The 12,822-nt window shown below is 74.9% G+C and carries 9 protein-coding genes; 7 read left to right on the plus strand and 2 right to left on the minus strand.

Annotated features, from left to right (window positions below):
* The first annotated feature begins 25 nt into the window (after positions 1-25).
* The 5 genes from ABZW14_RS16585 to ABZW14_RS16605 all read left to right on the plus strand — a co-directional run bounded on the left by ABZW14_RS16585 (position 26) and on the right by ABZW14_RS16605 (position 7,924).
* The gene (locus tag ABZW14_RS16585) at positions 26-3,538 is read left to right on the plus strand and encodes an ATP-binding protein (RefSeq protein WP_355346515.1); all 3,513 of its coding nucleotides are present in this window, start codon (positions 26-28) and stop codon (positions 3,536-3,538) included.
* Between the two features lie 163 nt (positions 3,539-3,701).
* Positions 3,702-5,582, plus strand: a complete 1,881-nt coding sequence (locus tag ABZW14_RS16590) for an MFS transporter (RefSeq protein WP_355346789.1) — start codon at positions 3,702-3,704, stop codon at positions 5,580-5,582.
* Positions 5,579-6,139 (plus strand): hypothetical protein, encoded by a 561-nt coding sequence (locus tag ABZW14_RS16595; protein WP_355346518.1) that lies wholly within the window; start codon positions 5,579-5,581, stop codon positions 6,137-6,139. Before ABZW14_RS16590 ends, ABZW14_RS16595 begins: the two co-directional genes overlap by 4 nt.
* A complete protein-coding gene (locus ABZW14_RS16600) occupies positions 6,136-7,311 on the plus strand; it encodes a M23 family metallopeptidase (protein WP_355346521.1) in 1,176 nt (391 codons plus the stop codon). Before ABZW14_RS16595 ends, ABZW14_RS16600 begins: the two co-directional genes overlap by 4 nt.
* A 13-nt stretch (positions 7,312-7,324) precedes the next feature.
* Entirely contained in the window at positions 7,325-7,924 is a 600-nt protein-coding gene (locus ABZW14_RS16605) for a hypothetical protein (RefSeq protein WP_355346524.1), read from the plus strand.
* A 6-nt stretch (positions 7,925-7,930) separates the two neighbouring features.
* On the opposite strand, the gene ABZW14_RS16610 is transcribed toward ABZW14_RS16605, so the two are convergent.
* A complete protein-coding gene (locus ABZW14_RS16610; RefSeq protein ID WP_355346792.1) occupies positions 7,931-8,491 on the minus strand; it encodes a hypothetical protein in 561 nt (186 codons plus the stop codon).
* A 211-nt stretch (positions 8,492-8,702) separates the two neighbouring features.
* Here ABZW14_RS16610 and ABZW14_RS16615 point away from each other — a divergent pair, with 211 nt between their 5' ends.
* Positions 8,703-11,216 (plus strand): FtsK/SpoIIIE domain-containing protein, encoded by a 2,514-nt coding sequence (locus ABZW14_RS16615; protein WP_355346527.1) that lies wholly within the window; start codon positions 8,703-8,705, stop codon positions 11,214-11,216.
* A 194-nt stretch (positions 11,217-11,410) separates the two neighbouring features.
* Positions 11,411-12,091 carry a hypothetical protein gene (locus ABZW14_RS16620; RefSeq protein WP_355346795.1) on the plus strand — a complete coding sequence of 227 codons (681 nt, stop codon included), beginning with the start codon at positions 11,411-11,413 and terminating at the stop codon, positions 12,089-12,091.
* Between the two features lie 55 nt (positions 12,092-12,146).
* Here ABZW14_RS16620 and folE read toward each other — a convergent pair whose 3' ends face one another.
* Complete coding sequence (gene folE / locus ABZW14_RS16625) at positions 12,147-12,812, minus strand: GTP cyclohydrolase I FolE (RefSeq protein WP_355346798.1); 666 nt, start codon at positions 12,810-12,812, stop codon at positions 12,147-12,149.
* Positions 12,813-12,822: the final 10 nt, after the last annotated feature.

Genomic DNA, 12,822 nt, shown 5'->3' on the forward strand with positions numbered 1-12,822 from the left:
CGAACGACGCGGGTGAGGCGGTCGCATGAGTCGCTCTTCCACGCCGGGTTCCCCGGCCGGACGCCCGGCCGGGCCCTACGGTAACCGTGCGCGATCGTTCGACTACCCACCGGACGAGGAGCTGGACGAGGCCGTCCTCGACCCGGCGCTGGTGCCCGGCCCTCAGCACGGTCGCGTCGGCGTCTTCCAGCCGCCCCGGCCGCTGGCCCCGCGCAACGGGGAGCAGCGCGAGCCGGTGGTCGCCGACAGCGGCGACATCGACTCCCCGTTCCTCGACCTCTTCGGCGGCGCGCAGCCCCGGGTCCGCCGGCCGGCGGGCCCGCCCGCCGGTCCGTCCGTCCCGGTGGAACCGGTGGTGGCGCCGCCCCGGCGCGGCGTGGGCCGGGAGGCGCTGCCGATCCCGCAGCAGCACGTCGCTCCGGTCGAGCCGGCCCCGCCGCCCCGGGCCGTCCCGTCCCAGCTCCCCGCCCCGGTCGAGCCGGTCGAGCCGCCCCTGCCGATCCCGCACCAGCACGCCGCTCCGGTGGAGCCGGTCGAGCGACCCCTGCCGCCACCGGCCCTGCCCGGCCGGCCCGAGGACGAGCCGCCGGCCGCCCGGTTCCGGGAGAGCGCACCCGGCGTCCGCCCCGTGGGCCGGCCCCGCGAGGCGGTCGAGGCCGCCCGCCCGGCGGTGCACACCGCCCCCGAAGCGGCGGAGCAGCCCGCCCTCGAACCGGCGCCGGCCACCCGCACCCGGGTGCCGCACCAGGCCGGCGACCGGCTCCCGGCGCTCCGGTCCACCGTCGAGCCGGAGCAGGCCGAGCCGGAGGCCCCGGTCGAGCGCCCCGCCCGCCGGCGCGACCGGCGGACGGCGGAGCCGCGGCCGGAGGCACGTGAGCTGGCCACCCCGTCCGGCCGGGAGGTGGCCCCGCCCCGGCAGCGGTCCCCGGAGCGCAGCGGCCGCCCCACCAAGCCGGTCCGGGTCCGGGCCCCGAAGATCAAGTTCGGTGACCGGGACCCGTCGGTCGAGCTGGCCATCACCGAGATCGCCGGCCACCTGACCTTCACACCGAACACGGTCACCGCCTGGTACTGGCTGCCCGAGGTGCGCTGGGCGTTCCGCCCCGACGCCGAGCGCGAGGCGCTGCTCTCGGCGATCTCCGAGCAGTACGCCGGCCTGGCCGGCTTCCGGCTGCACCTGCGCCGCACCACCCGGCCGTTCCCGGCCGACGAGTGGGCCCGCACCATCGACGCGCACACCGCCGCGCCGCTGCCCGACGTGCCCGGCACCACCGGCTGGGCCGACCACCTGGTCGCGGCGCAGCGGCACCTGATGGCGGTCAACCACGCCGAGGGCCAGACCTACCTCGGCGTCACCTTCGCCCGCCGGTCGCTCGGCGACTCGCTCACCGAGCGGCTGCTACGCACCTTCGGGCGGGGCACCGCCGACGGCGAGCGGCGCCGGCTGGGCCGCACGGTCGAGCAGTTCGACGAGGTGCTCGGCGCGTTCGGCATGCGTGGCCGCCGGGTCACGGCGCAGGAACTGGAGTGGCTGCTCTACCGCTCGGTGGCGCTCTGCATGGCACCGCCCGGCGTGCTCTCCCCGGTCAGCAACGGGCGGTGGGAACGCGGTGACCTGCTGGCCCTCACCGAGCAGGTCGAGCGCTACCGCACCCCGTACGGCTCGACGGTGAAGCTGGTCAACCGGATGACCGGCGAGGAGCGGCACGTGGCCGTGCTCGCGGTCGGCCGGATGGAACCGCTGGAGATCCCCGAGCGGCACGAGCCCTGGCTGCACTTCCACGAGCGGCTGCCGTGGCCCATGGAGCTCTCCACGCGGGTCGACATCCTGGGCCCCGGCGACTCCTTCCGGAACCTCGAACACCGGCTCCGGATGATCCGGTCCCAGCAGCTCGACTACGCCGAGCACGGCATCGACGCCCCGCCCGAGCTGGAACGGCTGGCCAAGCGGGCGCTCGTGATCGGCGACGAGATGACGACCGGCCTGCCGGTGGACTCGGCCCGCGCGCACGGCTGGCACCGGATCGCGGTCGGCGGCCGCACCCGCGAGGAGTGCCTGGAGCGGGCCCGCCGGCTCATCCAGCTCTACTCGCGCGAGCTGCGCATCTCGCTCCAGCACCCGAAGAACCAGGACTGGCTGGCCCGCGAGTTCATCCCCGGTGAGCCGATCGCCAACACCGGCTACGTCCGGCGCATGCCGGTCAACCTGCTCGCCGCCGCGCTGCCCCAGGCCGCCTCCACGGTCGGTGACCGGCGCGGTGACCTGATCGGCCGGACCGCCGGCACCTGCCGTCGCCCCGTCTTCCTCGACCTGCACTTCCCCATGGAGGTCCGCGAGCGCTCCGGCCTCGCCGTCTTCGTCGCCGAGCCGGGCGGTGGCAAGTCCACCCTGCTCGGCGCGCTCGGCTACCTGGCCGCCCGGCGCGGCGTGCAGGTGACGCTGCTCGACCCGTCCGGCCCGCTGGCCCGGCTGTGCGCCATGCCCGAGCTGGCGCCCTACTCGCGGGTGCTCAACCTGACCGGCTCGGAGCAGGGCACCCTGGCACCGTACGCGCTGATCCCCACGCCCCTCCGCAGCGAGTTCGGCGCCGGTGCGGCCGGCGACCGGGAGTTCGAGATCGCGGTCTCCAACGCCCGCGCCGAGCGCCGGATGCTGGTGCAGGACATCTGCATGATGCTGGTGCCGCCGCAGGTCGCCCGGGAGGCGTCCACCGCCACCCTGTTCCGGCACGCGGTACGCCAGGTGCCGGCGGAGGAGACGTCCACCCTGGACGATGTGGTGCGGACCCTGCAGGAACTGGACGACGACTCCGGCCGGGAGCTGGCGAACCTGCTGCTGGACACCGCCGAGATGCCGCTGGCCATGCTCTTCTTCGGCCGCCCGCCGGAGGGGCTGCTCGGCGCCGACGCAGCGCTCACCGTGATCACCATGGCCGGGCTCCGGCTGCCCGACCTCAAGATCGAGCGGGAGTACTGGTCGGCCGAGGAGGCGCTGGCCCTGCCGATGCTGCACACCGCTCACCGGCTGGCCGTCCGCCGCTGCTACGGCGGCTCGATGTCCTCGCGCAAGCTGGTCGGCCTGGACGAGGCGCACTTCATGGAGGGCTGGCGCTCCGGCCGGTCGTTCCTGGTCCGCCTCGCCCGCGACTCCCGCAAGTGGAACCTGGCCGCGCTGGTCGCCTCGCAGAACCCGAAGGACATCCTCGGGCTCGACGTGCAGAACCTGGTCTCCACCGTGTTCGTCGGCCGGATCGCCGAGGACACCGAGATCGCCTCCGAGGCGCTACGGCTGCTGCGGGTGCCGGTCAACGACGGCTACGAGGCCACCCTCGCCTCGCTGTCCCAGGCCGACAGCGGGTCGGCCGCCCGGCTCGGCTTCCGCGAGTTCGTCATGCGCGACGTCGACGGCCGCGTGCAGAAGGTCCGGGTCGACGTGTCGTACGTCGACGGGCTGCTGGAGCACCTGGACACCACCCCCGCCGCGGTCGCCCAGGCCGCCGGGCAGCTGCCGACCGTCCTGGCTGATCTGGAGGCGTGACATGGCAAGGGCCTGTGTCAGAGTCCCTGGTCGAGCCGAGGCGGAGTCCGGGCGGCGTCCGGCAAGGCGGAGTTCCGTCTGGGCCCGCCGCAGGCCGGACAGGGAGTCTGGCACGGGCCCTCGGGCCCGAGGCCGGATCGCGGCGCTCCTCCTCGCGCTCGGCCTGTTGGCCGGGGCCACGATCGCCTGGCCGCTGGTCGGGGCGACACCCGCGTACGCCGCCGTGCCCGCGGCTCAGGCCCGGGCCGAGCTGTGCAGCACCAAGGAGTGGCAGGCCGACTTCCGCGCCTGCGTCGCCAAGCTGAAGGCGGTCAGCGAGGACCAGGTCGAGTGCCGCAACGCCCCGGTGCCGGGGGCGCCCGACTCCGGCCTGGCCGGCTGGTTCGCCTCCCGTCCCGACTCCGCCAAGCAGCCCGGCCCCAAGGGCCTCTACAGCGACTACGGCTACGCCGGATACAGCTACACGACGTACGACGTCGACGGCGGCTGCGCCTCCTCGGTGCTGCATCCGGACTACCGCTTCACCACGATGGTGGCGAATGGCGAGTTCATGTTCGCCAACGCGATCATCGGCGCGTCCAACGCGCTGCGCGAGCGCGCCTGGGACCCGCGGACCATGTGGGGCTGGGCGGACCCGCTGGTGGAGCAGGCCACCAAGGCCGTCTATCAGAAGGTGTTCAGCGTCTTCGGCATCATCACCATCTGCGTGGTCGGTCTCTACCTGCTCTGGCGCTCCCGCCAGTCGGACATGAGCAACGCCATGACCACGGCCGGGTGGGCGATCCTCGTGATGGTGGCGGTGACCGCGCTGGCCGCCTGGCCGGTCAAGTCGGCGAACATCGCCGACAGCACCCTGATCACCAGCCTCGGTGTGGTGCACGACGCGGTCGGCCCGGCCTCCAGGGACACGCCACCGGGCCAGTGCGACGATCCGAACCCCGCGGCGTGCAAGGACCACCGGCCCCCGGCCGTGCGAGCCAGTGACACCGCGACCGAGACGATGCTCTATCGCAACTGGCTGCGCGGCGTGCTCGGCTCGGCTGACAGCGAGACCGCCAAGAAGTACGGCCCGGCGCTCTACGACGCCAAGTCCCTCTCCTGGGAGGAAGCGGAGAAGCTCCGGCAGAACCCGGCGACGCGCGAGGCCACCATCAAGGCCAAGCAGCAGCAGTGGGCACGGGTGGCCGAGCAGATCAAGTCGGAGGACCCGGAGGCGTACGAGTACCTCCAGGGCGTCCGGGACATGGACCGGATCGGGGCCGGCTTCATCGCGGTGCTGGCCTCGCTGCTCTTCGCCATGTTCGACCTGACCGCCTCGCTGCTGGTGCTGCTCGGCTTCCTGATCTTCCGCTGGGCGGTGATCGCCGCGCCGATCCTGGGCACGGTCGGCCTGATGCGCCCCGCGAGCGCCGGCCTGCGGCGGCTGGCCAACGCGGTGGTCGCCGCCGTCTTCAACATCGCCATCTTCGGCACCGGTGCGGCCATCTACCTGTTCGCCGTGGATCTGATCATGAACACGCCGACCCTGCCGGGCTGGCTCCAGGTGGTCCTGGTCTGGCTCTGCGGCGTGGTGGGCTGGCTGCTGCTCCGCCCGTACCGGCGGATCACGCAGCTCGGCGGCAAGGACAGCAGCGAGGCGGTCAGCTCGGCCGGCTCCTGGCACCGGCGGTTCTTCCGCGACATGCGGATCGCCGCCCGCCTCGACGTGGCCGAGCCGGGTGGCACCGCCGAGCCGGCGATGGGCCGGCGGCGTGCCGTGACGGCCGACCAGCGCAGCCTCCGGCCGGAGGCTCGGCACGAGGACCCGGCACACACCGTCACCGTGATCGAGCGGGACCGACCCGACGGCCGGGAGCAGCCCGAGGACGCACCGGCCGAACGTGGTCGAGGGCGCTCGGCGCCCCGGCCCCGCCGGGCACCGTCGACGTGGACCGGACCGGACGTGCCCGAGGAGGCACCCGCCTTCGCCGTCTACCGGCCGGACTCGGCCGAGCGCACCCCGGCGTCGAAGCCAGCGCCGCGAATCCGCTCCGAGGCGCGGTGAGACCGGTGCGACGGGCGCTGGAGTTCCTGGTCACTCGGATACTGCGGTCCCGGCTCGGTGTCGCGCTGGTGATCGCCGTCCTGGTCTTCGGCGTGATCGGCGCAGCCCGGCTGGTCTCCGGCCCGGTCGACACGACCACCGGTCTCAGCACCCGCCCGAGCCAGCCGATCAGCACGGTGGACCCGCATGCCGGTGACGACGGGGTGCTGTCGAGTCCACCGGCGGCGGTCTCCCCGAAGACGCGACCGGGTGAGGACACCCCGGAGCAGACCGCGAGCCGGTTCACCGCCGCCTGGCTGACGGGGCCGGGCAGCAGCGGCGAGGCGTGGCAGTCCCGCCTGCGGCCGCTCTCCACGCCCGCCCTCATCGAGAAGATGGGCGGCGCCGACCCGGAGACGGTGCCCGCCCGCCGGGTGACCGAGGCGGTGACCCTCCGGGCGCGGACGGAGTCCTTCGTGGAGGCGCTGGTGCCGCTCGACAACGGCCGGCTCCGGCTCGAACTGGTGGCCCCCGACGGCCGGTGGCTGGTGGACGCGGTCGACTGGGAGCGGCAGTGAGTGCCGCGGATGGCGCCGCCGCGCCGGTCCGTCGCAAGCTGCGGGTCGGCGTGCTGGTCACCGCCGTCACCACGGTGCTCACCCTGCTCTGCTGCGTCGGGGGCGCGGGCGCGTTCCTCCTCACCGAACTGGGCGGCGACCAGAAGGACGGCGTGCTCGCCGGCCTGAACTGCGACCCGGCCTACCAGGTCAACCTCACGGGGGACATGCCGCGCTTCACCGAGTACGGCGAGGGCCAGCTTCGCAACGCCGCCGTCATCGTCAAGGTCGGCCAGGACATGAAGGTGCCCGCTCGCGGTTGGGTCATCGCGCTGGCCACCGCCATGCAGGAGTCCGCGCTGCGCAACCTCGCCAACAGCAGGGTACGGGCGTCCCTGGCCCTGCCGCACGAGGGCGTCGGTGCCGACCACGACTCGCTCGGCCTGTTCCAGCAGCGACCCGGGTGGGGCAGCGTCGAGCAGCGGATGACGCCCTCGTACACGGCCCGGAAGTTCTACGAGAAGATGCTCAAGGTGCGGGACTGGCAGCACCGACCGCTCACCGTGGTGGCGCAGCGGGTGCAGGTCAGCGCCTTCCCCGACGCCTACGCCAAGCACGAGGACCTGGCCGGCCGGATCGTGGACGCCCTCGCCGGTGGGGCGGCCCGGACCGTCGAGATCGCCGGGAAGACGGTCTGTGACGCCGCCGCCGGAGCCCGGATCGCCGCCTCCGGCTGGACCGCACCGCTGCCCGGCGGCGTGGTGTCCGGCTTCCGCACCACGGAGCGACCCAGCCACAACGGGGTCGACCTCGCCGCCGACAAGCGCACTGAGATCCACGCCGCCTCCGCGGGCCGCGTGCTGGTGGCCCGCTGCGATCCCGACCACTCCGGGAAGCGCGACTGCGACCGGGACGGCTGGCCGGACAAGGGTGGCTGCGGCTGGTTCGTCGACATCCTGCACGCCGGCGGATACATCACCCGCTACTGCCACATGATCGAGCGTCCCCGGGTGGTACCCGGCCAGTTCGTGGAGGCGGGCGAGGTGATCGGCCTCTCCGGTACCAGCGGCAACTCCTCCGGCCCGCACCTGCACTTCGAGGTGCATGTGGACAGCGACCGGTCCAGCCGGGGCGCGATCAATCCCGTGCCGTTCATGCGGGCGCGGGGCGCCCCGGTGGACGGGACCGCATGAGGCGAACCGGCACATGAGCAACCCACTGCCCGACCCCTTCGCGGACCACCCCGACTGGGCGCCCCAGCCACCCCTCCCGGTCGAGATCGTCCCGGCCACCGGCCGGATCGAGCTGCGCGGCCGACGAGTGCTGGTCGGCCTGCCCGGCCTCGGTTGGCGCGGTGACCTGCGCGCGGACGAGCGGGTGGTGCAGGGCAGCCGGACCTACGTGCCGGTGATCCCGGAGCACGAGTGGTACCGCGCCGAGTCCGAGCAGGTGGAGGTCTTCGCGCCGCTGGTGCCGGTGGAGCGGGTCTGGGTGGAGACCGTGGGCGAGCGACGGCCGCCGGCCGGGCCGACCGAGCCGGATTTCCGGCTGGTCTCGCTCGACGCGCCCACTAGGCGCCCGCCCACCCCCGTGTTCGAGGCCGACTCGGTGACCGGCCGGCGGGTGGTGCACGTGACCGGGACGACCGAGCAGCGGGACCTGCGCGCGGTCACCGAGACCTACTCCGGCGCGGACGGGGACATCTGCGTTCGGGTGGCCCCGGAGCTGGAGTGGTACCGCTGGGCCTGGCGCGGCCAGGCACCCACCACCATGGAGGTGCCCGTGCACCTGCTCTGGCTGGAATGAGCCGGCTCAGCTGACCTTGCTGCCGCCGCAGACGCGCCAACCGTCCCGCTCGACCACGCGGAACTGCCAGTCCTCACGACGGCTGCTGCGGATCTGTCCGTTCGCCGAGCCGGAGATCGTCAACGTGGTCGTCACCGACTCGCCGTCGTCATTCTTTGCCCTGGTGAGCGGCCCCCAGCCGACCCGGACCACAACGTTGAAGTTGGCCTCGCGCTGTTCCACTTCGGAACGGAGGGCGCGGATCGCGTTTAGGTCGGCACCGGATGTGCAGGAAAACTCCTGTGCCCTGGTGTCGTTGCGGTCCACCAGTAACGCCCGGAGGTAGTTGTCCACGACCACGTCCGGCGCGCTGCGGTCGGGCGCGGTGGCCCGGTCGTACAGCACGAATCCGACGATGCCGCCCCCCGCGCAGACCAGCGCCAGCACCCCGGCGACCACCGCGAGCACGGTCCGCAGCCGCCGCTTCGGGCGGACCGGCGCCGGAGCGGGCGCGGGCGGCGCCAACTGCTCGGGCGGGGTCCGCTGCGCCGGTACGCGGGAGACCTGGGAACCGGCGGGGGGCTGCACTGATTCCACCTCCTGAGGCTATCGGCTGCGCGCCGCGTACCCAATGCCTCAGAATCGGCGGATCGTGGCGACCCGCCGGACCGGGTCCGGCGGGTGAGCCTGCTCACCGGCGAGCCCGGCACCGCGCCGACCGACATCCCGGAGGACGGCCCCCGGCTGGGATACCGTCACAGCCGGGGAGGAGTGTCGGCCTCGGGAAGAGAGGTGGACGGTGGCGAGTCCGAAGGCGCGCGCCGGCCGGGCCGCCGCGCTGCATCGCAGGGCCGAGGCCACCGCTACCGCGGCGGCCGGAATCCTCGACGAGATCCGGCCCGCCCCCGCCGACCACCACCGGCAGTACGAGCTGGCCGAACGGCTCCGTGCCGCGGCGGCGGTCGCCGCGCCGGGCTGGGCCGGCGACCCGCTGGAGACGCTGACCCCGGCGACCCCGCCCGGTGGCGGTCCGCCCGCCTTCGTGCGGGTGGGCACCGCCGCGCCGCTGGACGACGCCCGGTTCCCCGCGCTGGTGCCACTGTTCGGCAGTGGTCACCTGAGCATCGACGCCGACTCCGGTGACCCGCGGGTGGCGGGGCTGCTCCGGGCCCTCATGCTGCGGCTGTTCGCGGCCAGCCCGGCCGGCGCGCTGCTGGCCCGCGTGGTCGACGGCGGTTCGGGCGGCACCTTCGCCGGTTACGCCGCGCTGGCCGACGCGGGGCTGCTTCCGCCGCCCGCCACCGATCTGGCCGGGCTCCGGGCGGTGCTGGCGGAGACCGAGCAGTGGGTGTCCGCCGGCACGGCCCGCCAGCGCGGGCATGACCGCACGCTGCTGCTGGTGGTGGCCGCGCTGCCCGACGGTGTCGCACCGTCCGACCTCGACCGGCTCGCCGAGCTGGCCGCCCAGGGTCCCCGGGCCGGGCTGCACCTGGTGGTGGCCGGTTGGCCCGCCGGGGCGCCGCTGCCGCAGGCCACCCCGCTCGCGGTGCGCACCGCGTACGCGCTGGTCGGTGACCCGCCCGCCGCCGGGTTCAGCAGCCCGGGGGCGGAGTCGCCGGGCGGGCTGAACTCGCCGGTCTTCCTGGACGAGGATCCGCCCGCGGAGCTGGTCGCCGAGGTGTGCCGGCGACTGGTCCGGCAGATCGAGGACGGCTCCCGCCTGGCCCTCACCGACCTGCTGCCGGCGGGCGACCTGTGGGCGGAGGGTTCGGTCGACGGGCTCACCACGACGGTCGGCGACGCCGCGGGGCGGCCGGTCGGCCTGGGCTTCACCGAGCTGACCCCGCACTGGCTGGTCAGCGGCCGCTCGCAGGCCGGGCGTTCGGCGTTCCTCACCGACGCGCTCTTCGGCCTGGCCGCCCGCTACGGCCCGGAGGAGCTGGTCCTCTACCTGGCCGACGTCGACGACGGCGAGTCCTTCGTGGAGTTCCTCCAGACCGAGCGGGACCGGTCCTGGGTGCCCCAGGTCCGGGCCGCCGGGATGGCGGCCGACCGCGAGTACGTGGCGGACCTGCTCGGCGAGTTGGAGGCCGAACTGCACCGCCGGGAGGAGGCGGCCCGGCGGGCCGGCGGGCAGCGCTACGCCGAGCTGCGCCAGCACCAGTCGCTGCCCCGGATCGTCTGCGTGATCGACAACTTCCCGCTGCTGCTGCGCGAGCGGGACCGGCTCGCGGCCGACCTGCTGACCCGGCTCGACGGGCTGGCCCGCGCCGCGCGGTCGTACGGGATCCATCTGGTCCTGGCCGGCGAGGGCGACCTCGGCATCGGGGGCCCGCGCGATCCGCTGCTCGGCCAGTTCCCGGTCCGGGTGGCGTTGCCGGGCGGTTCGGCGGTGCTGGAGCCGACCAACGACGCGGCGGCCGGCCTGCCGGTCGGCAGCGCCGTGGTGAACACCGCCGGTGGGCTGGGCGGCCCGCGCGGCGCGACCCGGGGCCACGAGCGGATGATCCGGTTCCCGGACCCGCACGAGGACCCGGCGGTCCTCGCCGACCTGCGGCACCGGCTCTGGTCGGCCCGGCCCGAGGGGGCCGCCCCGCCGGTGGTGTTCGCCGGGTTCGCCCGCCCCCTGCTCGCCAACGATCCACGCCACCGGGCCGCGCTGGCCGGCCGGGCCCACGCGCCGGCCGCGCTGCTCGGTCGGGCGGTGGACGTCCGGCGCTCCACCGTGGCCGTGCCGCTCGGGCCGGCCGCGGGCCGGAACCTGGCGGTGCTGGGCCGGGACGAGGAGGCCGAGCGGCTGCTGATCACGGCGGTCCGCAGCGCGGCGGCGGCGCACCCCGGCGCGGCGCGGTTCGTGCTGGCGCCGCTGGCTAACGGGTCGGCCGAGCCGGCCGGCGTGCTCGCCGCCGAGCTGGCCGGGCGGCACCGGGTGGAGACCGTCGACGTGACCGGGCTGCGGGCGGCCATGGCGGCGGACGAGCCGGGCTACCTGGTGGTGTTCGGGCTGGACGTGCCGGACGCGAACGAACTGCCGCCCGAGTTGCTACGCGCGCTGCTGCTGGAGGGGCCGCCGGCCGGCCGGCACCTGCTCGGCTGGTGGCGCACGGTGGCGCCGCTGGCCGGGTTGCTCGGCCCGGACGGCGAGGTCGACAAGCTCACCGCCGTGGTGGTCACCGACGTGCCCGGCGCCCGGCTGGAGCAGCTCTTCGACCGGCCGGTGCTCTGGCGACCCCGGCCCGGCCGGGCGGTGCTCTGGGACGGCCCCGGCGAGCAAGGCACGGTGCTGGTGCCGTTCGGGGAGGGGATCTCGTGAGCGCGAGGAGTGCGCCGGTTTTGCGAGCCCCGCAGTCGCGAACCCAGGAGGCACCGTGAGCGCGAGGAGTGCGCCGGTTTTGCGAGCCCCGCAGTCGCGAACCCAGGAGGCACCGTGAGCGCGAGGAGTGCGCCGGTTCTGCGAGCCCCGCAGTCGCGAACCCGGGAGGCACCGTGAGCGACACCGGCACGGCTGTGCCCGCGCCCCGGTCCAGCGGCCCGACGGTCGACCTGGACCCGGCCGGCGCCGCCTGGGCAGATTACGTGGCCGCCGCCCGCCAGCTCGACGGCGTACGCCGGGCCGCGGCGACAGCCGCCGGCGAGCAGGCCCGGTCGGTGGCGGCCGCCCGGGAGGAGCTGACCGCGGTCCGCGAGCGGCTCGCGCCGCAGCAGTCGCGGCTGCGTGAGCTGGGCGTCCCGGCGATCTCGCTGGTGCCGACGCCTCCCGAGGTGTCCGAGGCGGCCCGGTCGATGGCGGCCGGGCCCGCGGCCGTGCTGGCCGCGCTGCGAACGGCACGGGGCTGGGCGGACGCGGCCGACGACAGCCTCGCCGCGCGCGGCCTGCCCCGGCTGGCCCGCTGGCCGGCCCGCCCCCGCAACCTGCTGGTCTACGGGCCGCTGGCGCTGCTGGTACCGCTGGTTCAGCTGACGATCTTCCTGGCCACCGGCGCCGGCGCGGCGACGTTGGTCGCGCTCGTGGTGGGTCTGCCGCTGCCGGCGGTCGCGTTCATGCTGGGCTGGCTCGCCGTGGGAAGGCTGTTCCGGCCCCGTCCGGCCGACCGGGTCGACCGGACGCCCCGCTTCGGCGCGCTGGTCTGCCTGGTCCCAGCGGTGCTGACCACGGCCGGCCTGCTGCTGGCCATGCTGGCCGGCTGAGTCCGGACACGCCACCGGGCCCCTCCCCGCGGGAAAGGGCCCGGTGGCGGTGCGGTCAACGCGGGATGATCAGGGCCATCGCCTCGGCGCGCGACTTGGCGTCGTTCTGGAGGGTGCCCCGGACCGCCGAGGTGATCGTCTTGGCGCCGGACTTCTGGATGCCGCGCATCGCCATGCACATGTGCTCGCACTCGAGCACCACGACGACGCCGCGCGGCGCCAGCTTGGTCATCAGCAGGTCGGCGATCTGCGAGGTGAGCCGCTCCTGCACCTGCGGGCGCCGGGCGAACACCTCGACCAGCCGGGCCAGCTTGGACAGGCCGGTGATCCGGCCGTCCGGCCCGGGGATGTAGCCGATGTGCGCGCTACCCCGGAACGGGAGCAGGTGGTGCTCGCAGAGGCTCATCACGTCGATGTCCCGGACGAGCACCAACTCCTCGTGGTTGGCCTCGAAGGTGGTGCTGAGCACCTGGGCCGGGTCCACCCGCAGGCCGGCGAAGAGCTCCGCGTACGCGCGGGCGACCCGGGCCGGCGTCTGCCGGAGGCCGTCCCGGTCCGGGTCCTCACCGACGGCCACCAGGATCTCCCGGACCGCCTTCTCGATGCGGGCCAGGTCGACGCTCTCCTCCACCGGCCGCCCGGTCAGCTTGCCGCTGATCAGGCGCGCGGCGACGTAGTCGAGCGCGTCGTCCCCGTCGGGCTCGGTCGCGGAGACGGCCAGCTCCCGGTCG

This window comes from Micromonospora sp. NPDC004551 (assembly GCF_040609975.1).
Lineage (GTDB): Bacteria > Actinomycetota > Actinomycetes > Mycobacteriales > Micromonosporaceae > Micromonospora.

Coding starts and splice junctions, on each gene's coding strand:
- ABZW14_RS16585 (WP_355346515.1), top strand. CDS start 26: ATGAGTCGCTCTTCCACGCCGGGTTCCCCGGCCGGACGCCCGGCCGGG.
- ABZW14_RS16605 (WP_355346524.1), top strand. CDS start 7,325: ATGAGCAACCCACTGCCCGACCCCTTCGCGGACCACCCCGACTGGGCG.